The sequence below is a fragment of the Acidovorax sp. SUPP1855 genome (genome assembly GCF_030158955.1).
In the GTDB taxonomy this organism is placed as follows: Bacteria; Pseudomonadota; Gammaproteobacteria; order Burkholderiales; family Burkholderiaceae_C; genus Paracidovorax.
The window spans coordinates 14,946-35,278 of sequence record NZ_BQXI01000029.1 but is presented as its reverse complement, the minus strand read 5'-3'; the positions used below and the strand labels follow the sequence as shown (position 1 = coordinate 35,278).

The following is a 20,333-nucleotide window of genomic DNA, read 5'->3' as shown; positions in this document are numbered from 1 at the left end:
CGTTTCAGTCCAGCGCATCGTTTGCTATTTTTTTAATAGCGGTATGCCCTAGTACCGATTGTGCTGGGGCCTGTTTTTGCTTGAAGGCCTCGCGCAGCAGCTGGTCGCGGCCCGGGCCGTAGGGGCGCGGCCAGTGCACGTGGCGGCTGGCCGTCTCGCCCAGTTGCGCGGCGGCGTGCAGCGTCCAGGCCGGGTCGGCCAGGTGCGGGCGGGCGAGGGCGCACAGGTCGGCGCGGCCGGCGGCGATGATGCTGTTGGCATGGTCGGCTTCGCTGATGGCGCCCACGGCCATGGTGGCGATCTCCACCTCGTTGCGGATGCGGTCGGCGAACGGCGTCTGGTACATGCGCCCGTACACCGGCCGGGCGGCGCGCGTGGTCTGGCCGGAAGAGACGTCGATCAAATCGCAGCCCGCGGCCTTGAACCACCGCGCCATCGCCACGGCGTCGTCCGGCGTGGTGCCGCCGGGCGCCCAGTCGTGGGCCGAGATGCGCACGCTCATGGGGCGATCGGCGGGCCAGGCGGCGCGCACCGCGGCGAACACTTCGAGCGGGTAGCGGCAGCGGTTCTCCAGGCTGCCGCCGTAGTCGTCGGTGCGCTGGTTGGTGAGCGGGCTGATGAAGCTGGCCAGCAGGTAGCCGTGCGCGCAGTGCAGCTCCAGCCAGTCGAAGCCGCAGGCGGCCGCACGCCGGGCGCTGGCCACGAAGGCGGCGGTGAGCGCGCTCATGTCGGCGCGCGTCAGCGCGGCGGGCGTCTGGTTCTGCGGGCCGTAGGGCAGGGCGCTGGCGGCGCGCAGCGGCCAGTTGCCGTGCGGATCGCCCTCGGGCAGGGGCTCGTCCGTGCCCTCCCAGCCCACGCGCGTGGAGCCCTTGGGGCCGCTGTGGCCCAGTTGCAGGCCGATCTTCGCGCGGCTGCTGCCGTGCACGAAATCCACGATGCGCGTGAAGGCGGCCTGCTGCGCATCGTTCCACAGCCCGGTGCAGGCGGGGGTGATGCGGCCGTCGGGCGTGGGGCTGGTCATCTCCACCATCACCAGCGCCGCGCCGCCGAGCGCGCGGGCGCCCAGGTGCACCAGGTGGAAGTCCTGCGGCACGCCCTCGACCGCGCTGTAGGTGGCCATGGGCGAGACGACGATGCGGTTGTCCAGCGTGAGGCCGCGCAGCGTGAAGGGCGTGAGCATGGGCGGCACCGCGGCGCCGCTGTCGCCGGGCACGCCGGCGGGTGCCGGGGCGGGCGCCGCGCCGACCCTGGGGCGCGCCTGGGCCAGCCAGGCCTCGTAGCCCTCCAGCCAGCGCGCATCGCGCAGGCGCAGGTTCTCGTGGCTGATGCGCTGACTGCGCGTGAGCAGCGAATACGCGAACTGCTCCACCGGCAGCCGGCTGTAGCGCGCCACGTTCTCGAACCACTCGGTGGAGTTGCGCGCGGCGTTCTGGATCTTGAGCACCTCGACGCTGCGGCGCGTCTCGTAGTCGTGCAGCGCCTGCTCCAGGGTCGCGCCGGTGGCCAGCGTCTGGGCCAGGTCGATGGCGTCTTCCAGCGCGAGCTTGGTGCCGCTGCCGATCGAAAAATGCGCGGTGTGCGCGGCATCGCCCATCAGCACGATGGGCACCGCCTTGCCGGCGATGGTTTCGCGGTGCACCCAGGTGCGGCAGATCACGCGCGGAAAGCGGATCCAGTTGGCCGAGCCGCGCAGGTGCGTGGCGTTGCTGATGAGTGCGTGCCCGCCCAGGTAGGGCGCGAAAAGCCGCTCGCAGAAGGCGATGGCCTCGGGCTGCTCCATGCGGTCCAGCCCGTGGGCCTGCCACACGGCCTCGGGCGTCTCGACGATGAAGGTGGAGGTGTCGGCGTCGAACTGGTAGGCGTGCGCCTGGAACCAGCCGTGCTCGGTCTCTTCGAACGCGAAGGTGAAGGCCTCGAACTTCTGGTGCGTGCCCAGCCACACGAAGCGGCACTGGCGCAGGTCGATGTCGGGCTGGAAGACCTCGGCATAGCGCGTGCGGATGCGGCTGTTCAGGCCGTCGCTGGCGATCACCAAGTCGGCGCCGTAGCGCGCGGCGAGCGCCTGGTCGTCGGCCACGTCGGTCTCGAACACCAGCTCCACGCCCAGCGCCAGGCAGCGCTCCTGCAGGATGTTGAGCAGCCGCTTGCGCCCGATGCCGCAAAAGCCGTGGCCGCTGGAGCGCACGCTGCGCCCGCGCAGGAACACCGCCACGTCGTCCCAGTGGTTGAACGCGTCGCCGATCTGCGCGGCGGTTTCGGGATCGGCCGCCTGCAGGTTGGCCAGCGTTTGGTCCGACAGCACCACGCCCCAGCCGAAGGTGTCGAACGGCCGGTTGCGCTCCACGACCACGACGCGGTGCGCCGGGTCCTGCCGCTTCATCAGCAGGGCGAAATAAAGGCCGGCGGGACCACCGCCGATGCACAAGATGTTCATGTGAAAACAGTTTAGGCTTAAACGAATGGCTGTCAATGGGGCCTGTGCCGATCGGGCGCGCCCGTGTCGGACAACGGCCATTGACGAGGCGTTGGGGCGGTTCAAGAATCGACGGCCATGAAACCGCTGCTGCACGCCCTGCAAGCCCGGCTGGAATCCCTGCCGGTGGACCTGTCGCTCGAACTGCCCGGCGGGCAGCGGCTGGGCCGCGCGCAGGCCCCGGTGGCGCTGCAGTTCCGCGACCGCCGCTCGCTGGCGGCGCTGCTCTCGGGCGAGGTGGGCGACCTGGGCGCGGCCATCGTCGAGGGGCGCGTGCGCTTCGAAGGCCGCATGCGCGACCTGGTGGCCGCCGCCGCCGCCCTGCTGCACGGCGACCCGGCGCGCGAGCAGGCCGGGTGGTGGACGCGCATGATGGCCCGCGCCCGCTCGCGCGCGGTGCACACCATCACGCGCGACGCGCAGCAGGTGCGGTTCCACTACGACCTGTCCGACGACTTCTACGCCCTGTGGCTGGACCCGCGCCGCGTGTATTCGTGCGCCTACTACCGCGACGGCGCCATGGACCTGGCCCAGGCGCAGGAGGCCAAGCTCGACCACATCTGCCGCAAGCTGCGGCTCGCGCCGGGCCAGCGCTTCCTGGACATCGGCGCGGGCTGGGGCGGGCTGCTGCTGTGGGCGGCCGAGCACTACGGCGTGGACGCCACCGGCATCACCCTGTCGCGCAACCAGCACGCGCACGTGTCGCGCCTCATCGCCGAGCGGGGCCTGTCGGGCCGCGTGCGCATGGAACTGCGCGACTACCGCGAACTGCAGCACCCCGAGCCCACGCCGTTCGACCGCATCGCCTCGGTGGGCATGTTCGAGCACGTGGGCCGCGCGCACATGCCCGATTACTTCGCCACCGTGCGCCGGCTTTTGCGGCCCGGCGGGCTGCTGCTCAACCACGGCATCACCTCGGGCGGCGTGGACAATGCGCAGCTGGGCGCCGGCCTGGGCGACTTCATCGAAAAGTACATCTTCCCGGGCGGCGAGTTGCTGCACGTGAGCGCCGTGCTGCACGATCTGGCGGCCAGCGGCCTGGAGATGGTGGACACCGAGAACCTGCGCCCGCACTACGCACGCACGCTCTGGGCCTGGTCCGACGCGCTGGAGGCGCGGCTGCAGGAAGCGCTGCGCGTGCTCTCGGCCGGGGTCGGCGCGCCGCAGGGCGAGCGCGCCCTGCGCGCCTACCGCCTCTACCTGGCCGGCAGCGCCATGGGATTCGAGCGCGGCTGGATGGCCCTGCACCAGATGCTGGCCGCGCGGCCCGACGGCGACCTGGCCACCGGCACCCTGCGCGGGGCCCAGTCGGACTATCCTTTCACCCGCGACTACATGCATTCACGCACCGGCCCCACCGGGCATTGACGGCTGCAAGCCACCCCATCACCCCTACCTACCCACCCTCACCAAGGACCCTCGCCACCCATGCTGTACAAGTTCAAATCCCGCGCCACCGCCGACGTCATCATGCTGGAGGCCAACGGCCGCCAGCTGCTGCAGATCATGGGCAAGTCCACCGACCCGCACGGCATCGTCACTGCCGCGCAGATCCCCGCTGCGCTTCAGGCACTGGAAGCCGCCGTCGCGGCCGACGACGCCAAGGGCCGGCCCGATGCCGACGAGGCGCAGGGCAGCGAGGACGACGATGCGGGCGAGCGCCCCGACACCGTGCGCCTGCGCCAGCGCGCGGCGCCGATCATCGACATGCTCAAACGCAGCGCCGCGGAAGGGCACGACGTGGTCTGGTGAGCCAGGCCAGGCCGGACCGGCGCTGCGGCAGGCCGCCACGAGGCCGCGCACGCGGACGTCGGCCGCGGCACGCAAGGCCCTCCTGGCAGCGAGGGTGAAGACCAGGATGGAAGCCGGCATGCCGAATTTTTCAGCCGCGAAAGTTTCGAATTTCCGCAGCGCGGCACCCGTGGCACCGATCGGGCGGGCCCGGCCTTAAAAGTTCTGAAACCTGCTTCAGCGCGGCATGGAAAGCGTGAATTTCAGGACCCGCGCGCCTACAGTTCGAGTCCGAAGCCAGGGGTCGAGCGACCGACACGCGAGACCCGGGCCCACCGCCCATTGTGGGCACCATACCCTGCGTTCTCACCGCTTTTCATGTTGACCCTCGTTCCGCGCGGCATCCGCAACCACAATCCCGGCAACATCGTGCGCGACCACATCGGCTGGCGCGGCATGGCCGAGGACCAGTCGGCCGACCCCCGGTTCGTGGTGTTCTGCGAGCCGTACTGGGGCCTGCGTGCCATGGCCCTGCTGCTGCGCAACTACCAGGCCAAGTACCAGCTGTGCACCATCGACGGCATCATCCGCCGCTGGGCGGCCTGCGGTGAGTGCGACCCCTGCGACTACGTGCGGCAGGTCGCCGGCAGCCTGGACATCAGCCCGCACGCCTTCATCTGCCTGAACGCCGCGACCCTGCCGCCGGTCATGCGCACCATCGTGCAGCTGGAAAACGGCATGCAGCCCTACCCGGATGGGCTGATCGCCCGGGCGGTCAGCGGGTACTGAGCACCCACTGGGGGGCATGCGCCCCGCCACCGCGATTCAGTCCACCTTCGCTCCCGACGCCTTCACCACCTTGGCCCACTTGCGGTGTTCGCTGTCGATGTGTTTGGCGAAGTCGGCCGGCGAGTTGCCGCCGGGGATCGCGCCCTGCGCCAGCAGGCGCTCCTTGACGGCCGGGGTGGCGAGGGCCTTGGCGGTTTCCTGCTGGATGCGGGCCACGACCTCGGGCGGGGTGCCGGCGGGGGCGAGCAGGCCGAACCACGAGCTGGCCTCGTAGCCCTTGAGATCCGGGCCGCCGACTTCTTCCACCGTGGGCACGTCGGGCAGGGCGGGCGAGCGGTGGGCGCTGGTCACGGCCAGGGCCTTGAGCTTGCCGGCCTTGATCTGCGCCATGGAAGACGGCAGGTTGTCGAACATCACGTCCATGTTGCCGCCCACCAGGTCCAGCAGCGCGGGGCCGGAGCCGCGGTAGGGCATGTGCAGCATGTAGGTGCCGGTCATGCTCTTGAACAGCTCGCCGGCCAGGTGGATCGACGTGCCGTTGCCGCTCGATGCCATGTTCAGCTGGCCGGGGTGCGCCTTGGCGTAGCGGATGAAGTCGGGCACGGACTGGATGCCCAGCGTGCGCGCCTTGTCGGCGTTGATCTCCATCACGTTGGGCACGGCCGCCACCAGGGTGATGGGCACGAAGTCCTTGATGGGGTCGTAGGGCAACCTGCTGTACAGCGCGCGGTTGATGCCGTGCGTGCCGACCGTGCCCATCAGCAGGGTGTAGCCGTCGGCCGGCGACTTGGCGACCACTTCGGCGCCGATGTTGCCGCCCGCGCCGCCCCGGTTGTCCACGACGAACTGCTGGCCGAAGGCACGGCCCAGCTCGGGCGCCACGGCGCGTGCCAGGATGTCGGTGGTGCCGCCGGGGGCGAACGGCACGACGATGCGCACCGGCTTGGTGGGCCACGCGCCGGACTGGGCATGGGCGCCGGGCATGGCATTCCAAAGGCCGGCGGCCAGGAGCAGGGCGGCGAGCGCCAGTGCGCGGCGGCGCGGCGTGGCAAGGGGCTGGCGAAGGGGCTTGGACGGGGTGGCGGAAAAGCGCATGGGGATCGGTCCTTGGGGCTGGCGGTCAATCCCCCGTTGTAGGCCCCGCTGCGCGAGGCGGGCAGAGGGATGACCCGTAGGCCGGAGCGCGTTCCACGCCTCGCAAAATGCACGTCCCAAGAAAAAACCGCCCGGGGCGCAAGGCCAGGGGCGGTCGGGGCGATGCGCGGGCGCTGCGTGTGGCGCAGTGCCCGGCCCGTCAGTGGGATCAGTCGGATCAGTCGGCGTAGGTGCCGGCGGCCTTGATGATGGGGCCCCACTTGTCGATCTCGGCCTGCACGAACTTCTTGTGCTCGGCCGGTTCGACGCGCTGGTCGGCCGCCACCACGGCGCCCAGGCCTTCCTGCTTCTTGATGAAGTCGGGGTCCTTCAGCGCGGCCTTCAGGGCGTCGTTGAGCTTCTTGAGCACGTCGGCGGGCGTGCCCTTGGGCGCGTACAGGCCGTGCCAGATCGTGACCTGGAAGTCCTTGACGCCGGACTCAGCCAGCGTGGGCAGGTCCTTGAGGGATGGCGTGGTGAGGCGCTTGGGCGTGGTGACCGCGTAGGCCTTGACCTTCTTGGCCTCGATCTGCGAGGTCGTGTTGGTGGTCTGGTCGCACAGCAGGTCGATCTGGCCACCGATCAGGTCGGTGATGGCGGGTGCCGTGCCCTTGTAGGGCACGGGGGTCATCTCGACCTTGATCGCGCTCTGGTACAGCAGGCCGCACAGGTGGGACGCGGCGCCCAGGCCCGCATGGCCCAGGTTGATCTTGCCCTTGTTCTGCTCGATCCAGGTGGCCAGTTCCTTGTAGTTGTTGGCGGGCAGCGTGGGGCGGGCGATGAGCGTCATGGGCACGTCGTTCACGACGCCCAGGTACTCGAAGTCGTTGGGCACGCTGAACGGCAGCTTGCGGTACAGCGCCGGCATGGTGGCCATGGCGATGTGGTTGAGCAGCAGGGTGTAGCCGTCGGCACTGGCGCGCGCCACCTTGGCGGTGCCGATGCTGCTGCCTGCGCCCGCGGCGTTGTCGATCACCACGCTCACCCCACCCAGCGGCTTGCGCATGGCCTCCGCCAGATCGCGTGCCACGCGGTCGGTCGGGCCACCGGCGGCGAAAGGAACGACGATCGTGACCGTCTTGTCCTTGGAGGGAAAACCCTGCGCCTGCGCGCCGAAAGCGGCGGCCACGGCAACGGCCACCAGTGCGGTCTTGAATGTAGTTTTCATGAGGTTCCTTTGAAAAGACGCGCCATGATAGCCACCGGTTTTTACACCGCCATCAAGGTAATTACTTAGCAGTAACGTGTAGGGGTTTAAAGGTTTATAGGCCTGCAGCGCTTGTCTGTATTGGTTTTTCAGCTATTAATATGGGAGCGGCGGGTGCGGCGATCCGGTGGGCGGCTGCCGGGCTCATCGATAGCTGCGTGCGTCCTCGATCACACGTCCGTCGTTGGGCAGCGTGCCGGGGGCCACCATCTCGACCTCGCCGCGCAGCTTGGTCTGCTCGCGCATCGCCTCGGCCAATTGCACGGCCAGGCCAGCGGCGGTCTCGGTGGTTTCCACGCGCAGCAGCATCTGGTCGCTGGCCATCTCGCCGCTCACCACCAGGCGCGCGCGCAGCACCTGCGGAAAGCGCCGCACGATGTCGGCCACCTGGCCGGGGTGCACGAACATGCCGCGCACCTTGGTGGTCTGGTCGGCCCGGCCCATCCAGCCCTGGATGCGGGTGTTGGTGCGGCCGGTGGGGCAGGTGCCGGGCAGCACGGCCGAGAGGTCACCTGTGCCGAAGCGGATCAGCGGGTAGTCGGGGTTGAGCGTGGTCACCACCAGTTCGCCCACCTCGCCTTCGGGCACCGGGTCGCCGGTGCCGGGCCGCACGATCTCCACGATCACGCCCTCGTCCAGCACCAGGCCTTCGCGCGCGGTGGTTTCGTACGCGATCAGGCCCAGGTCGGCCGTGGCATAGCACTGGTAGCCGGCCACGCCCCGCCCGGCCAGCCAGTCGCGCAGCGAGGGCGGAAACGCCTCGCCCGAGACCAGGGCCTTGCCCACGCTGGGCAGCGGCGTGCCCAGCTCGGCCGCCTTGTCCAGCAGGATCTTGAGAAAGCTCGGCGTGCCGATGTAGCCCGCGGGTTTCAGTTCGGCCATGGCCTGCACCTGCTGCTCGGTCTGGCCCGTGCCGCCCGGGAACACCGAGCAGCCCAGCGCATGGGCGCCGGTTTCCATCATCGAGCCGGCGGGCACGAAGTGGTAGCTGAAGCTGTTGTGGATCAGCTCGCCGGGCCGAAAGCCGGCGGCGTGGATGGCGCGCGCCATGCGCCAGTAGTCGCGCCGCGTGCCCTCCGGTTCGTACAGCGTGCCGGGGCTGGCGAACACGCGCGGCATGGCGGCGCCGAACGACAGCGCGCTGAATCCGCCGAACACGTTGGTGGCACGGCCGGCCTGCTGGCGCGCGAGCAGCTCGTGCTTGCGCGTGACCGGCAAGGTGGCCAGCGCCTGGCGCGTGGCGATGCCCGCCGGATCGATGCCCTGCAGGATGCCGGCGAACGCGGGCGAGGCCCGTTGCGCATGCGCCACCTGCGCGGGCAGCGCGGCCATCAATGCGCTTTCGCGGGCTTCGGGCGGGCGGGTTTCGAGGTCGTCGTAGAAAACGCTCATGGATATACCTCCGGGGTGCACGTTCTGGGCGTGCTGGGGATGGGAGACAGGCAAATGGTGGGCTGGACTGCGCCGCGCGGTCGCGGCGCGCCGGATTCGCGGGGGACCTAGGCCAGCCAGCGCTTGCGGCGCTTGTAGCTCTTGACGTCCTTGAAGCTCTTGCGCTCGCCGCCGCCGACGCCCAGGTAGAACTCCTTCACGTCCTCGTTGTTGGCCAGGTCGCTCGCCGCGCCGTCCATCACCACGCGGCCGCTTTCCATGATGTAGCCGTAGTCCGAGTATTTGAGCGCCATGTTGGTGTTCTGCTCGGCCAGCAGGAAGGTCACCTTTTCCTTGGCGTTGAGGTCCTTCACGATGTTGAAGACCTCCTCCACGATCTGCGGCGCCAAGCCCATCGAGGGCTCGTCGAGCAGCACCATGCTGGGGTTGGCCATGAGCGCGCGGCCGATGGCGCACATCTGCTGCTCGCCGCCCGAGGTGTAGGCGGCCTGCGAGGTGCGGCGGGTCTTCAGGCGCGGGAAGTACGCGTACACCTTCTCCAGGTTGGCCGCGATCTCGGCGCGGCTGGTGCGGGTGTACGAGCCCGTCATCAGGTTCTCTTCGATGGTGAGGTGGGCGAAGCAGTGGCGCCCCTCCATCACCTGCACCACGCCGCGCTGCACGAGGTCGGCGGGCGAGAGGTTCTCGATGCGCTCGCCCCGCAGCTCGATGCTGCCCTTGGTGACCGCTCCGCGCTCGCCCTGCAGCAGGTTGGAGATGGCGCGCAGCGTGGTGGTCTTGCCCGCGCCGTTGCCCCCCAGGATGGCGACGATGCCGCCCTCGGGCACCTGCAGCGAGACGCCCTTGAGCACGAGGATCACGTGGTTGTAGATGACCTCGATGCCGTTGACGTTCAGGACGATGTTTCTGGGTTCCATGGTGTTGCCTTCGCTGTGCCAATCGAAAGCGCTGCGGTGCAACGCTTTCGATTGGCGGCTGTGAACACAGCCTCAAAAAGCCGGCGCGCCCCACGCCAGCAGACGCCGCGCAAGGGCCGCCCCGCGGCGCTGGCGTCGTCCCCCTTCCGCTTCGCACAGCGAAGCCAGAGAAGGGGGAAGCCGCGCAGCGGCTCAGGGGGTTGTCCTCAGCTCTGGCAGTCGGCCGCATCCCGCCGCGTCATCTTCTTGTCGGCCAGGTACTTGTCGGAGCCGGCCTTGATCATGGGCTTCAGGATCTGCTCGTCGGCCTGGTACCAGTCGGAGGAGAAGTCCCACTTCTTGCCGTCCCAGGTGTGCACGCGCGACCAGGTGGAGCCCATGTGGTCGGAGCAGCTCGTGGACAGCGGCCGCATGATGCCGTTGAAGCCCAGCGCGTCGAGCTTCTTCTGATCAAGCGCGAGGTTCTCCATGCCCCAGCGCACCTGCTCGCCAGTCATGACCTTGCCCTTGCCGAAGCGCTCCTGCGCGCGGCGCACGGACTCGACGGCCAGCATCTGGATGATCACGCCGCGCGTGTACAGCACCGATCCCACCTCGTCCTTCGGCCCCGTGCCCTGGCCCTTGTCGTGCACGTTCTTCAGGATGTCCTGGATCACCTTGGACTGCGTGCCGTAGCCGTTCAGCGCCAGCGCGTGGTAGCCCTTGGCGCCTTCGCCCACGTCGCGCACGTCCGGCTCGGCGCCGGCCCACCACACGCCATAGAGCTTGTCGCGCGGGAAGCCCGTGGCCTGCGCTTCCTTCAGGGCGGTGGAGTTCATCACGCCCCAGCCCCACAGCAGCACGTAGTCGGGGCGGCTCTGGCGCACCTGCAGCCAGGTGGCCTTCTGCTCCACGCCGGGAGCGGTCACGGGCAGCATCTGCAGTTCGAAGCCGTGCATCCTGGCGCGCTCCTGCAGCACGGGAATGGGCTCCTTGCCGAAGGGGCTGTCGTGGTAGACCAGCGCGATCTTCTTGCCCTTGAGCTTGTCCAGCCCGCCGGCCTGCTTGCCGATGTGCTGGATCAGGATGTCGGCGCCCGTCCAGTAGCTACCCATGAAGGGGAAGTTCCACTTGAAGGCCATTCCGTCCTGCGCGACCGACAGGCCGTAGCCCAGCGTCATCAGCGGGATCTTGTCCACCGGGGCTTTTTCGGTCAGCGCGAAGGTGATGCCGGTGGCCTGCGGATCGAACAGCGCCACGCCGGGGCGGCCCTTCAGGCGCTCGTAGCACTCCACGCCGCGGTCGGTGGCGTAGCCGGTCTCGCATTCCTCGAACGTGAGCTTGACGCCGTTCACGCCGCCATCGCGCGCGTTGATCATCTTGATGTAGTCCTGCTTGCCGTTGGCCCATGGCACGCCGTTGGGCGCATACGGCCCCGTGCGGTACGACAGCAGCGGAAAGAACTGCTCCTTGGCCTGCGCGACGGCGCTGGTCGCCACGGACACACTGCCTGCCGCCACGAGGGCGGCGATCACGAGTTTCGAAAGCTTCATTTGTCTCTCCTTGGAAATTGAATGGATTGAAGCGCGGGGGGGAACCGGGTGGATCAGTGTGGGAAGGGCCACAGGCGCAGCTTTTGCTTGGCCGTGGACCACAGCTTGGCCAGGCCGTGCGGCTCGACGATGAGGAACCACACGATGAGCGCGCCGAAGATCATCAGCTCGGCGTGCGACACGCCGGCCGTGGAGATGTTGATGCCGAACAGGCCCATCAGCGCGGGCAGGAACTGGTTGAGCACGATGGGCAGCACCACGATGAAGGCCGCGCCGAAGAAGCCGCCCATGATCGATCCCAGCCCGCCGATGATCACCATGAACAGCAGCCGGAACGACACCTCCACCGAGAACGCCGCAGGCTCCCACGCACCCAGGTGCACGAAGGCCCACAGCGCGCCGGCCATGCCCACGATGAACGAGCTGACGGCGAAGGCGCTGAGCTTGGCGTACATGGGGCGGATGCCGATCACCGCGGCGGCCACGTCCATGTCGCGGATGGCCATCCACTCGCGGCCCACCGCGCCGCGCACCAGGTTCTTGGCCAGCAGCGCCACCACCACGAGCAGGGCGAGACAAAAGAGGTACTTGGACTGCGCGCTCTCCAGGGCCAAGCCGAACACCTGCAGTCCGTTGACCGACACCGAGCCCGAGTCGGAATTGTTGGTGAACCACTTGATGCGCAGGAACATCCAGTCGCTGAAGAATTGTGCTGCCAGCGTGGCCACCGCCAGGTACAGGCCCTTCACGCGCAGGCTGGGCAGCCCGAAGAGGATGCCGAAGAACGTGGCGCACAGCCCGCCCAGCACGATGGCCGGAATGAGCGGCAGGCCCGGCACGCGCACGAAGAAGTTGTAGGCCCCGTAGGCGCCCACGGCCATGAAGGCCCCCGAGCCCAGCGAGATCTGCCCGCAGTAGCCCACGAGGATGTTCACGCCCAGCGCGGCCATGGACATGATGACCAGCGGAATCAGGATGGCACGGAAGAAATAGTCGCTCGCCAGCATCGGCACGGCGATGAAGGCCACGGCGAGCAGCACCACCATGGCGATGCGGTCCTGCGCGATGGGAAAGATCTGCTGGTCGGCGCGGTAGCTGGTCTTGAACTGGCCGTTTTCGCGGTAGAGCATGGCGTGTCTCCTGTGTTCTTGTCGTTATGGGTTACACGCGGTCAATGATCTTCTCTCCGAACAAGCCCTGGGGCCTGAAGAGGAGAAAGACCAGTGCCAGCACGTACGCGAACCAGATCTCGATGCCGCCGCCCACGAACGGGCCCAGGTACACCTCGGAGAGCTTCTCGCCCACGCCGATGATCAGCCCGCCGATGATGGCGCCCGGCACCGAGGTGAGGCCGCCCAGGATCACCACCGGCAGTGCGCGCAGTGCCACCGTGGTGAGCGAGAACTGCACGCCCAGCTTGCTGCCCCAGATCATTCCGGCCACCAGCGCCACCACGCCCGCCACGCACCACACGATCACCCAGATGCGGTTGAGCGGAATGCCGATGGACTGCGCCGCCTGGTGGTCGTCGGCCACGGCGCGCAGCGCGCGGCCGGTGGAGGTCTTCTGAAAGAAGATGCTCAGGAGGATCACCAGCCCCGCGGCGATGGCGGCGGCGATCACGTCTTCCTTGTTGATGAGCACGCCGCCCTCGAACATCGATTCGAGGGCGAAGATCGGCTCCTTGGGCATGCCGATGTCGATCTTGTAGATGTCGCTGCCGAACATCGTCTGGCCCAGGCCTTCGAGGAAGTAGGTGATGCCCAGCGTGGCCATGAGCAGCGTGGCGCCTTCCTGGTTGACCAGGTGGCGCAGCACCAGCCGCTCGATGCACCAGGCCACCACGAACATGAGCGCGCCGGCCAGGACGAAGGCCGCGATGCCGGCCAGGAGCCGGCTGTCGATGCCGGTCCATTGGGGAATCCATTCGGACAGCCGGGCCATCGCGAGCGCCGCGAACAGCACCATCGCGCCCTGCGCGAAGTTGAAGACGCCCGAGGCCTTGTAGATCAGCACGAAGCCCAGGGCCACCAGCGAATACAGCATGCCCGCCATCAGGCCGCCGATCAGGGTTTCGAGAAAGAAAGCCATGGTGTGTGTTCTCCGGTCAGTGCGAGGTGCCGAGATAGGCGCTGATCACGTCGTCGTTGCTGCGCACTTCGTCGGGCGTGCCGTCGCCGATCTTCTTGCCGTAGTCGAGCACGACCACGCGGTCGGAGATGTCCATCACCACGCCCATGTCGTGCTCGATGAGCACGATGGTGGTGCCGAACTCGTCGTTCACGTCGAGGATGAAGCGGCACATGTCCTGCTTTTCCTCCACGTTCATGCCGGCCATGGGCTCGTCCAGCAGCAGCACCTGCGGCTCCATGGCCAGGGCCCGGCCCAGGTCCACGCGCTTTTGCAGGCCGTAGGGCAACTGGCCCACGGGCGTCTTGCGCCAGGCCTGGATCTCCAGGAAGTCGATGATGCGTTCGACGAACGCGCGGTGGCGCATCTCCTCGCGCTCGGCCGGGCCGATGCGCAGCGCCTGCAGGAAGAGGTTGCTCTTGATCTTGAGGTTGCGCCCCGACATGATGTTGTCGATCACGCTCATGCCCTTGAACAGCGCCAGGTTCTGGAAGGTGCGCGCCACTCCCATCTCGGCCACCTGGCGCGAGTTCATGTGCGAGAACGTCTTGCCCCGGAAGGTGATGGAGCCGTCCTGCGGCGCATAGACGCCGTTGATGCAGTTGAGCATCGAGCTCTTGCCCGCGCCGTTGGGGCCGATGATGGCGCGGATCTCGTGCTCGCGCACGTTGAACGAGATGTCGGTGAGCGCTTTCACGCCCCCGAAGCGCAGGCTGATGTTCTGGACGTCGAGGATGACGTCGCCGATCTTCTTGGTGGTCATGGTGGGGTCTTGCGGCGTTGCGGTCAGGCGGCCTGCTTCGTCGGGGCGAAGGTCCGGGCGTCGTCGAGCTTGAGCGTGGCGCTCACGCTGCCCGTGCGGCCGTCCTCGAACTTGACCTGCGTCTCGATGAACTGTTCGGTGCGGCCGGCGTACAGCGCCTCCACCAGCGTGCCGTACTTGTCGGCGATGAAGCCGCGGCGGACCTTGTTGGTGCGCGTGAGCTCGCCGTCGTCGGCATCCAGTTCCTTGTGCAGCACGAGAAAGCGGCTGATCTGGCTGCCCGCCAGCAGCGCATCGCCCGCGAGGTCGGCGTTCACCTTCTCCACGCAGTCGCGGATCAGCTCGTACACCTCGGGCTTTTGCGCCAGGTCGGTGTAGCCCGCATAGGGCAGGTTGCGGCGCTCGGCCCAGTTGCCCACGGCGTCGAAGTCGATGTTGACCATGGCGCACACCTTCTCGCGCCGGTCGCCCAGGGCCACGGCCTCCTTGATGTACGGAAAGAACTTGAGCTTGTTCTCCACGTACTTGGGCGCGAACATGGCACCGTCGTTGGCGCCGCCCTGGATGCGGCCCACGTCCTTCACGCGGTCGATGATCTTGAGGTGGCCGTGCGCATCGAGAAAGCCTGCATCGCTCGTGCGATACCAGCCGTCGGCCGTGAGCACCTCGGCCGTGGCGGTGGGGTTCTTGTAGTACTCCTTGAGCAGGCCGGCGGACTTGACGAGGATCTCGCCGTTGTCGGCCACCTGGATCTGCACGCCGCGGATCGGCACGCCCACCGTGTCGGCGCGCGCCTGGTAGTCGGGCTGCAGGCAAACGAACACGGCGGTCTCGGTGGAGCCGTACAGCTGCTTCAAGTTGATGCCGATCGAGCGGTAGAAGGTGAACAGGTCCGGCCCGATGGACTCGCCGGCCGTGTAGGCCACCCGCACGCGCGAAAAGCCCAGGTTGTTGCGCAGCGGGCCATAGACCAGCAGGTCGCCCAGCGCGTACTTGATGCGGTCCAGCAGGCCCACGGGCTGGCCGTCCATGCGTGCCGGGCCCACGCGCCGGGCCACCGCCATGCAGGCGTGGAACATCTTGCGCTTGAGCGCGCCCGCGTCTTCCATGCGGATCATCACGCTGGTGAGCAGGCCCTCGAAGATGCGCGGTGGGGCGAAGTAGTAGGTGGGGCCGACCTCCTTCAGGTCGATGGAGACGGTGCCGGCCGACTCGGGGCAGTTCACCACGTAGCCGCAGGCCAGCCACTGCGAGTAGCTGAAGATGTTCTGCCCGATCCACGCGGGCGGCAGGTAGGCCAGCACCTCCTCGGCGGACGTCAGGCGGTCGAACTCGGCGCCGGCCTGCGCGCGGTCGAGCAAGGTGGCGTGCGTGTGCACCACGCCCTTGGGGTTGCCCGTGGTGCCCGAGGTGAAGAACATGGCCGCCACGTCGCCGGGCTGCACCCGGTCGACCTGCGCGCGGAACCAGCCGGGGTTCTGCGCCACGAAGGCGGTGCCGGCCTCGACCAGGGCATCGAGCGACGCCAGGCCCGGCTCGCTGTAGTTGCGCAGGCCGCGCGGGTCATCGAAATACAGGTGCGACAGGGCGGGGCACTGCGCGCGGATCTCCAGCAGCTTGTCCACCTGCTCCTGGTCTTCCACCACGCAAAAGCGCACCTCGGCGTTGTTGAGCGGGTAGATGCATTCGGCGGCCACCGCATCCTGGTACAGCGGCACGGGAATGGCGCCCAGCGACTGCGCCGCGAGCATGGTGGCATACAGGCGCGGGCGGTTGGCGCCGACCACCACCAGGTGCTCGCCCGCCTGCAGCCCGGCCTGGTGCAGGCCGGCGCACAGCGTCTCCACCATCGCGGCCAGGCCCGCCCAGGTGTGGGTCTGCCAGATGCCGTATTCCTTTTCGCGCAGCGCCGCGTCGGTGGGCCGTTCGGCGGCGTGCCGCAGTAGCAGTTGGGGGAAGGTGGTCGTCATGCCTGTTCCTACCGGTGGTGTCCGCCGAGGCTGCTGGCGGGACGCGCAGCCATGCAAGGGAGATGCAACGGATGGTAGGAACCGCTTTGACGTCTTCTTGTCTTGCCGACGACAATTTGCGGGAAACTCCTGACGGGTGTAACCCTGCCCGTGGCGGGTCCAGGGGGAAAGGGCGCCGCTGCAGGACCGCCACGGCAGGGCGGTATCCTTGCCGCCATGTACGCCCCGTTTTTCGGCCTGGAGCACGCGCCGTTTTCCATCGCCCCCGACCCGCGCTATCTGTTCATGAGCGACCGCCACCGCGAGGCGCTGGCGCACCTGCTCTACGGCCTGGACGCCGGTGGCGGCTTCGTGCTGCTGACCGGCGAGATCGGCACCGGCAAGACCACGGTGTGCCGGTGCTTCCTGGAGCAGATCCCGGCGCATTGCAACGTGGCCTATATCTTCAATCCGCGGCTCACGGTGGGCGAACTGCTGCGCTCCATCTGCGACGAGTTCGGCGTGGCGCACACCCCGGCGGTGCCGGGCTCCGAGACGGTCAAGGACTGCATCGACCCGTTGAATGCCTTCCTGCTGCAGGCCCATGCGGCGGGGCGCAACAACGTGCTCATCATCGACGAGGCGCAGAACCTCTCGGCCGACGTGCTGGAGCAGTTGCGCCTGCTCACCAACCTGGAAACCAGCGAGCGCAAGCTGCTGCAGATCATCCTGATCGGCCAGCCCGAGCTGCGCGGCATGATCGCCGGCCCGTCGCTGGAGCAACTGGCCCAGCGCGTGATCGCCCGCTTTCACCTCGATGCCCTGAGCGCCGAGGAAACCCGTCAGTACATCGCCCACCGCATGGCGGTGGCTGGCCTGCAAGGCGCGCTGCCGTTCACGGCGCGCGCCCTGCAGCGCGTGCATGCCCTGGCGCGCGGCGTGCCCCGGCGCATCAACCTGCTGTGCGACCGGGCGCTGCTCGGCGCCTATGCCGGCGGCGTGCGCGAGGTGAACGAGGCCATCGTGGACCAGGCCGCGCGCGAGGTGTTCGATGCCGCGCCTGCCGCCCGCACGGGCGCTGCGCGGGCGCTGCGCTGGGCGGTGGCGGGGGCCGGCGCCCTCGCCGGTGCGGCGGCCGTCGCGTGCGCGGGCTGGGCGCTGGGCTGGTGGCCGCCCACGGGCGCTGCAGTGGCGGGCCCGGGCCCGGGGTCGGTGGTGGCGGCCGGGCCGGCGTCCTCCGCGGTGCCAACGGCGGCCTCCCACGCGGCCTCCCTGCCCGCCGCCTCGGCCGCGGCCACCGTGCCCCCTTCGGCGTTGCAAGGCTTCCTGGCCCTGCAGCCCGAGGGCGACCACGACGCCTGGCGAGCGCTGGCCGCGGCCTGGGGCGCCCCTTCCGCGCCCGGAGCCGATGCCTGTGCGGGCCTGGCTGCCCAGGGGCTGCGCTGCTTTCGCCAGCGCCGCACGGCGCTGGGCCTCGTGCGCCAGCTCGACCGGCCGGGCGTGATCACGCTGTTCACGGCGGACGAGCGCCCGGTGGCCGTCGTGCTGTCGCGGCTGGACGGCGCCGTGGCCACGCTGTCGGGCGCGGGGCGCACACTGCAGGTGCCCCTGGCCGATCTGGCGCAGGCCTGGCGCGGCGAGTTCGCCACGCTGTGGCGTGCGCCGCCGGGCCTGCAGGACGGCAGCGATCTGGCAGACCAGCCCGCCACGCTGGCGTGGCTGGACGCCCAGTTGCCGCCTGCGGCCGATGCCGCCGCCGCGCGCAGCGCCCCGCGCGCGGAAGCCACGCAGCGCCGCGCCCGCATCCAGCGCTTCCAGGTCGCGCAGGGCCTGGTGCCCGATGGCCGCGCCGGGCCGCTGACCCTGATGCTGCTCAACCGCGCCGCGGGCGTGGCCGAGCCGCGCCTGAGCACTGGAAGCTAGCGCATGCCAGGCCTTCTCCGCATTTCGATGTCCCCACCCGGCGGGCACCGCCCCACGCACTTTTTTCCATCCTATGTCCTACATCCTTGACGCCCTGCGGCGCGCCGAAGCCGAGCGCGGCCGCGGCGCCGTGCCCGGCCTGCACACGCCGGCCGTGCCGGCGCCGGGCGCACCGTCTGCGGCCGAACCGGCGCGCACGGGCGCCCTGCCGTGGCTGCCGGTGCTGGCGGTCGGCGTGGCCGTCGCCGGCGCGGCGGCGGGTGCGTCATGGTGGTTCGCGCACCGCACGGCGGTGCCGTCCGAGCCGGTGCGGCTGGCGGCCGCGCCCGCGTCCAGCCCCGCAGGCCCGGTGGCCGCGCCTGCCGCTGCGGTGACGGCACCTTTGCCTGCGCCGGCCCCCGCACCCGCCGAAGCACCCGCCCGCAATCGCGTGGCCCCGTTGCCGGCGCCAGCCCCTGCTCCGGCGCTGCGGCCGGAGCGTGTGGCCCCGGTCGCCGTGCCTTCGGCGCCGGCGGCTCCTGCGCCCGAACGCGCCACCGAGCGCGCAGCGTCCGCCCCGCTGTCGCGCGCTTCGGCCGCGGCGGCGGCCACCGCGCGCCTGCTGCCGCCGGCCCAGGCCCCGGCCGCACCCGCCGTGGCGCCGCCTGTCCAGGCCCCGGCCCAGCCCGTCGTGGCGCAGCGCGATCTGCCGCCGTCCGTGCGCGAGCAATTGCCGGCCATGCAGTTCAGCGGCGCCACCTATTCGGCCAACCCGGCCTACCGCATGGCCATCGTCAACGGGCAGGTGCTGCACGAGGGCGACCAGGCCGCGCCGGGCGTGGTGCTGGAGAAGATCGAGCCGTCCCGCACGGTGTGGGCATTCCGGGGCTACCGCTACGCCGTGCCGTCGCAGTGAAGGCGAAGCCGAGGGCGAAGTCGAGGGCGCAGCGGATGCGCTGGTACAGGCCAAAACAGGCCCATGCCGGCGGATTGCATGCCTGTATTGCTATATATTTAATAGCAAATGATTCGTCCACCGCGCTCCGATGATCGCGGGCCGGCGACCGCTGTGCGGCTCAGCGGATGAACCGCCCGTCCCGCCCCACGAGGGTCAGCTCGACGAAGCGCGAGGCGCTGCGTTCCGGGCCGGTGGCGTTCACCTCGAAGCCGCCCAGGTCCCAGTTCTTGAGGCTCCAGGTGGCGTCCACGAAGGCGGCGCGCGACGGGTTGCGGCCCGCGCGCTGCAGGGCCTGGGCGAACACGCGGGCGTTGATGTAGTCCTCCAGCGCCAGGTGCGAGGGCTCGGCCGTGGCGCCCACGGCTTTCCATGCGGCCTGGAATTCGCGCACCACCGGCACCACCACGTTGGTGGGCAGCGGCACGACCTGCGAGATGGTCAGGCCGACGGCATCCGGCCCCAGGGCCTTGACGGCGGCCGAGGTGCCCATCACGGAGGTGGCATACAGCGCGGTGCCGCGCCGAAGGCTCCGGAAGGCCTTCACGAACTCCAGCGCCGGCTTGCCGGCCAGGCCGATCAGCACCGCCTCGGGGTTGCCGTCGGCGACCTGGCGTGCTGTGGCGCCGGCATTCGACGCATCGCTTTCGACGGTGCCGGACAGCGGTTCGCCCAGCTTCAGCCGGGCCATGGCGTCGCGGGCGGCGTTGAACACCTCCTTGCCGAAGGCGTTGTTCTGGTAGGCCACGGCGATGCGCCGGATGCCCAGCGTCGAGAAGTGCTGGACCAGCTTGTCGGCCTCTTCGGCGTAGGTGGCGCGCACGTTGAACACGCTGCGCGCGCCCTTCACGCGGCTGAGCATGGCGCCGGTGAACGGGGCGAAGAACGGCATGCCCGAGGGCAGCACCTTGGGTAGCATGGCTTCGACCATAGGCGTGCCCATGCAGTTGAAGAGCGCGAACTGCTCGCGGTCGGCGAGGAATTTGTCCACGTTGGCCAGCGCGCGGGGAATGTCGTAGCCGTCGTCCAGCGTGGTGAGTTCGATCGTCTGGCCCTGCACGCCGCCCTGGGCGTTGATGGCGGCGAAGGCGGCCTTGGCGCCCTGGTGCATGGCCGAGCCCAGGTCGCCCAGCGGGCCGGTGAGCGCGGTGGACTGCGCGATGCGCAGCACCGTGCCCTGTGCGCGTGCCGGCGCCGCGCCGATCCACGGCAGGGCCAGCGCGGCCGCCCCCGCGAGCAGGTGGCGGCGCTGCAGCGGGGCCGGCGGCGCATCGCGGTGCAGGTGGCGGGTGGTGGGCGAGGCAGGCGCGGTCGAACAGGGGGCCTGTTGGAATGTTCTTGGCATGGTGTCTCCGTGGCCAGTGGGCGGATCATCGGTGTGCGCGGGTCGATTCTTTGTCGCCCCGGCAACAGTCCGCGTCGTGGTATTCCCGCAATCGCCGGGCGGCCTTCCTGCGCC

The 20,333-nt window shown here is 69.4% G+C and carries 16 protein-coding genes; 5 read left to right on the top strand and 11 right to left on the bottom strand.

What is annotated here, in order from left to right:
• Window positions 1–4 precede the first annotated feature (4 nt).
• Window positions 5–2,434 carry a bifunctional salicylyl-CoA 5-hydroxylase/oxidoreductase gene (locus AVMA1855_RS20850; protein ID WP_284427172.1) on the bottom strand — a complete coding sequence of 810 codons (2,430 nt, stop codon included), beginning with the start codon at window positions 2,432–2,434 and terminating at the stop codon, window positions 5–7.
• A gap of 117 nt (window positions 2,435–2,551) precedes the next feature.
• Here AVMA1855_RS20850 and AVMA1855_RS20845 point away from each other — a divergent pair, with 117 nt between their 5' ends.
• The 3 genes from AVMA1855_RS20845 (at window position 2,552) to AVMA1855_RS20835 (ending at window position 4,993) form a co-directional block, all read left to right on the top strand.
• Window positions 2,552–3,841, top strand: a complete 1,290-nt coding sequence (locus AVMA1855_RS20845) for a class I SAM-dependent methyltransferase (protein ID WP_284427171.1) — start codon at window positions 2,552–2,554, stop codon at window positions 3,839–3,841.
• Window positions 3,842–3,901: 60 nt separating this feature from the next.
• The gene (locus tag AVMA1855_RS20840; RefSeq protein ID WP_284401411.1) at window positions 3,902–4,225 is read left to right on the top strand and encodes a DUF1840 domain-containing protein; all 324 of its coding nucleotides are present in this window, start codon (window positions 3,902–3,904) and stop codon (window positions 4,223–4,225) included.
• Window positions 4,226–4,585: 360 nt separating this feature from the next.
• On the top strand, window positions 4,586–4,993 hold the full coding sequence (locus AVMA1855_RS20835; RefSeq protein WP_284427170.1) for a structural protein P5: 408 nt from the start codon (window positions 4,586–4,588) through the stop codon (window positions 4,991–4,993).
• A 36-nt stretch (window positions 4,994–5,029) separates the two neighbouring features.
• Here AVMA1855_RS20835 and AVMA1855_RS20830 read toward each other — a convergent pair whose 3' ends face one another.
• From AVMA1855_RS20830 to AVMA1855_RS20790, 9 genes are all read right to left on the bottom strand, one after another.
• Window positions 5,030–6,088, bottom strand: coding sequence for a Bug family tripartite tricarboxylate transporter substrate binding protein (locus AVMA1855_RS20830; RefSeq protein WP_502870355.1), 1,059 nt, complete (start codon window positions 6,086–6,088; stop codon window positions 5,030–5,032).
• 217 nt (window positions 6,089–6,305) lie between these two features.
• A complete protein-coding gene (locus tag AVMA1855_RS20825) occupies window positions 6,306–7,295 on the bottom strand; it encodes a tripartite tricarboxylate transporter substrate-binding protein (protein ID WP_284401408.1) in 990 nt (329 codons plus the stop codon).
• Window positions 7,296–7,478: 183 nt separating this feature from the next.
• Window positions 7,479–8,726: a phenylacetate--CoA ligase family protein gene (locus tag AVMA1855_RS20820; protein WP_272567046.1), complete on the bottom strand. Its 1,248-nt coding sequence runs from the start codon at window positions 8,724–8,726 to the stop codon at window positions 7,479–7,481.
• 107 nt (window positions 8,727–8,833) lie between these two features.
• Window positions 8,834–9,643 carry an ABC transporter ATP-binding protein gene (locus tag AVMA1855_RS20815; protein ID WP_284427169.1) on the bottom strand — a complete coding sequence of 270 codons (810 nt, stop codon included), beginning with the start codon at window positions 9,641–9,643 and terminating at the stop codon, window positions 8,834–8,836.
• 206 nt (window positions 9,644–9,849) lie between these two features.
• On the bottom strand, window positions 9,850–11,175 hold the full coding sequence (locus tag AVMA1855_RS20810) for an ABC transporter substrate-binding protein (RefSeq protein WP_284401404.1): 1,326 nt from the start codon (window positions 11,173–11,175) through the stop codon (window positions 9,850–9,852).
• A gap of 53 nt (window positions 11,176–11,228) precedes the next feature.
• The gene (locus tag AVMA1855_RS20805) at window positions 11,229–12,305 is read right to left on the bottom strand and encodes a branched-chain amino acid ABC transporter permease (protein ID WP_284401403.1); all 1,077 of its coding nucleotides are present in this window, start codon (window positions 12,303–12,305) and stop codon (window positions 11,229–11,231) included.
• Between the two features lie 31 nt (window positions 12,306–12,336).
• Window positions 12,337–13,266, bottom strand: coding sequence for a branched-chain amino acid ABC transporter permease (locus tag AVMA1855_RS20800; RefSeq protein WP_272567053.1), 930 nt, complete (start codon window positions 13,264–13,266; stop codon window positions 12,337–12,339).
• A 16-nt stretch (window positions 13,267–13,282) separates the two neighbouring features.
• Window positions 13,283–14,068 carry an ABC transporter ATP-binding protein gene (locus AVMA1855_RS20795; RefSeq protein ID WP_284401399.1) on the bottom strand — a complete coding sequence of 262 codons (786 nt, stop codon included), beginning with the start codon at window positions 14,066–14,068 and terminating at the stop codon, window positions 13,283–13,285.
• 23 nt (window positions 14,069–14,091) lie between these two features.
• On the bottom strand, window positions 14,092–16,038 hold the full coding sequence (locus tag AVMA1855_RS20790; RefSeq protein WP_284427168.1) for an AMP-dependent synthetase/ligase: 1,947 nt from the start codon (window positions 16,036–16,038) through the stop codon (window positions 14,092–14,094).
• 216 nt (window positions 16,039–16,254) lie between these two features.
• Here AVMA1855_RS20790 and AVMA1855_RS20785 point away from each other — a divergent pair, with 216 nt between their 5' ends.
• Together AVMA1855_RS20785 and AVMA1855_RS20780 are read left to right on the top strand one after the other, a co-directional pair.
• Window positions 16,255–17,940: an ExeA family protein gene (locus AVMA1855_RS20785; protein WP_284427167.1), complete on the top strand. Its 1,686-nt coding sequence runs from the start codon at window positions 16,255–16,257 to the stop codon at window positions 17,938–17,940.
• Window positions 17,941–18,013: 73 nt separating this feature from the next.
• On the top strand, window positions 18,014–18,835 hold the full coding sequence (locus AVMA1855_RS20780) for a general secretion pathway protein GspB (protein WP_284427166.1): 822 nt from the start codon (window positions 18,014–18,016) through the stop codon (window positions 18,833–18,835).
• Between the two features lie 160 nt (window positions 18,836–18,995).
• On the opposite strand, the gene AVMA1855_RS20775 is transcribed toward AVMA1855_RS20780, so the two are convergent.
• Window positions 18,996–20,219, bottom strand: a complete 1,224-nt coding sequence (locus tag AVMA1855_RS20775; RefSeq protein WP_284427165.1) for an ABC transporter substrate-binding protein — start codon at window positions 20,217–20,219, stop codon at window positions 18,996–18,998.
• Window positions 20,220–20,333: the final 114 nt, after the last annotated feature.

Bases quoted from the DNA above. Each gene is read 5' to 3' on its own strand.
- AVMA1855_RS20850 (WP_284427172.1), bottom strand. From the start codon at position 2,434: ATGAACATCTTGTGCATCGGCGGTGGTCCCGCCGGCCTTTATTTCGCC.
- AVMA1855_RS20845 (WP_284427171.1), top strand. From the start codon at position 2,552: ATGAAACCGCTGCTGCACGCCCTGCAAGCCCGGCTGGAATCCCTGCCG.
- AVMA1855_RS20840 (WP_284401411.1), top strand. From the start codon at position 3,902: ATGCTGTACAAGTTCAAATCCCGCGCCACCGCCGACGTCATCATGCTG.
- AVMA1855_RS20830 (WP_502870355.1), bottom strand. From the start codon at position 6,088: ATGCGCTTTTCCGCCACCCCGTCCAAGCCCCTTCGCCAGCCCCTTGCC.
- AVMA1855_RS20825 (WP_284401408.1), bottom strand. From the start codon at position 7,295: ATGAAAACTACATTCAAGACCGCACTGGTGGCCGTTGCCGTGGCCGCC.
- AVMA1855_RS20820 (WP_272567046.1), bottom strand. From the start codon at position 8,726: ATGAGCGTTTTCTACGACGACCTCGAAACCCGCCCGCCCGAAGCCCGC.
- AVMA1855_RS20815 (WP_284427169.1), bottom strand. From the start codon at position 9,643: ATGGAACCCAGAAACATCGTCCTGAACGTCAACGGCATCGAGGTCATC.
- AVMA1855_RS20810 (WP_284401404.1), bottom strand. From the start codon at position 11,175: ATGAAGCTTTCGAAACTCGTGATCGCCGCCCTCGTGGCGGCAGGCAGT.
- AVMA1855_RS20805 (WP_284401403.1), bottom strand. From the start codon at position 12,305: ATGCTCTACCGCGAAAACGGCCAGTTCAAGACCAGCTACCGCGCCGAC.
- AVMA1855_RS20800 (WP_272567053.1), bottom strand. From the start codon at position 13,266: ATGGCTTTCTTTCTCGAAACCCTGATCGGCGGCCTGATGGCGGGCATG.
- AVMA1855_RS20795 (WP_284401399.1), bottom strand. From the start codon at position 14,068: ATGACCACCAAGAAGATCGGCGACGTCATCCTCGACGTCCAGAACATC.
- AVMA1855_RS20790 (WP_284427168.1), bottom strand. From the start codon at position 16,038: ATGACGACCACCTTCCCCCAACTGCTACTGCGGCACGCCGCCGAACGG.
- AVMA1855_RS20785 (WP_284427167.1), top strand. From the start codon at position 16,255: ATGTACGCCCCGTTTTTCGGCCTGGAGCACGCGCCGTTTTCCATCGCC.
- AVMA1855_RS20780 (WP_284427166.1), top strand. From the start codon at position 18,014: ATGTCCTACATCCTTGACGCCCTGCGGCGCGCCGAAGCCGAGCGCGGC.
- AVMA1855_RS20775 (WP_284427165.1), bottom strand. From the start codon at position 20,219: ATGCCAAGAACATTCCAACAGGCCCCCTGTTCGACCGCGCCTGCCTCG.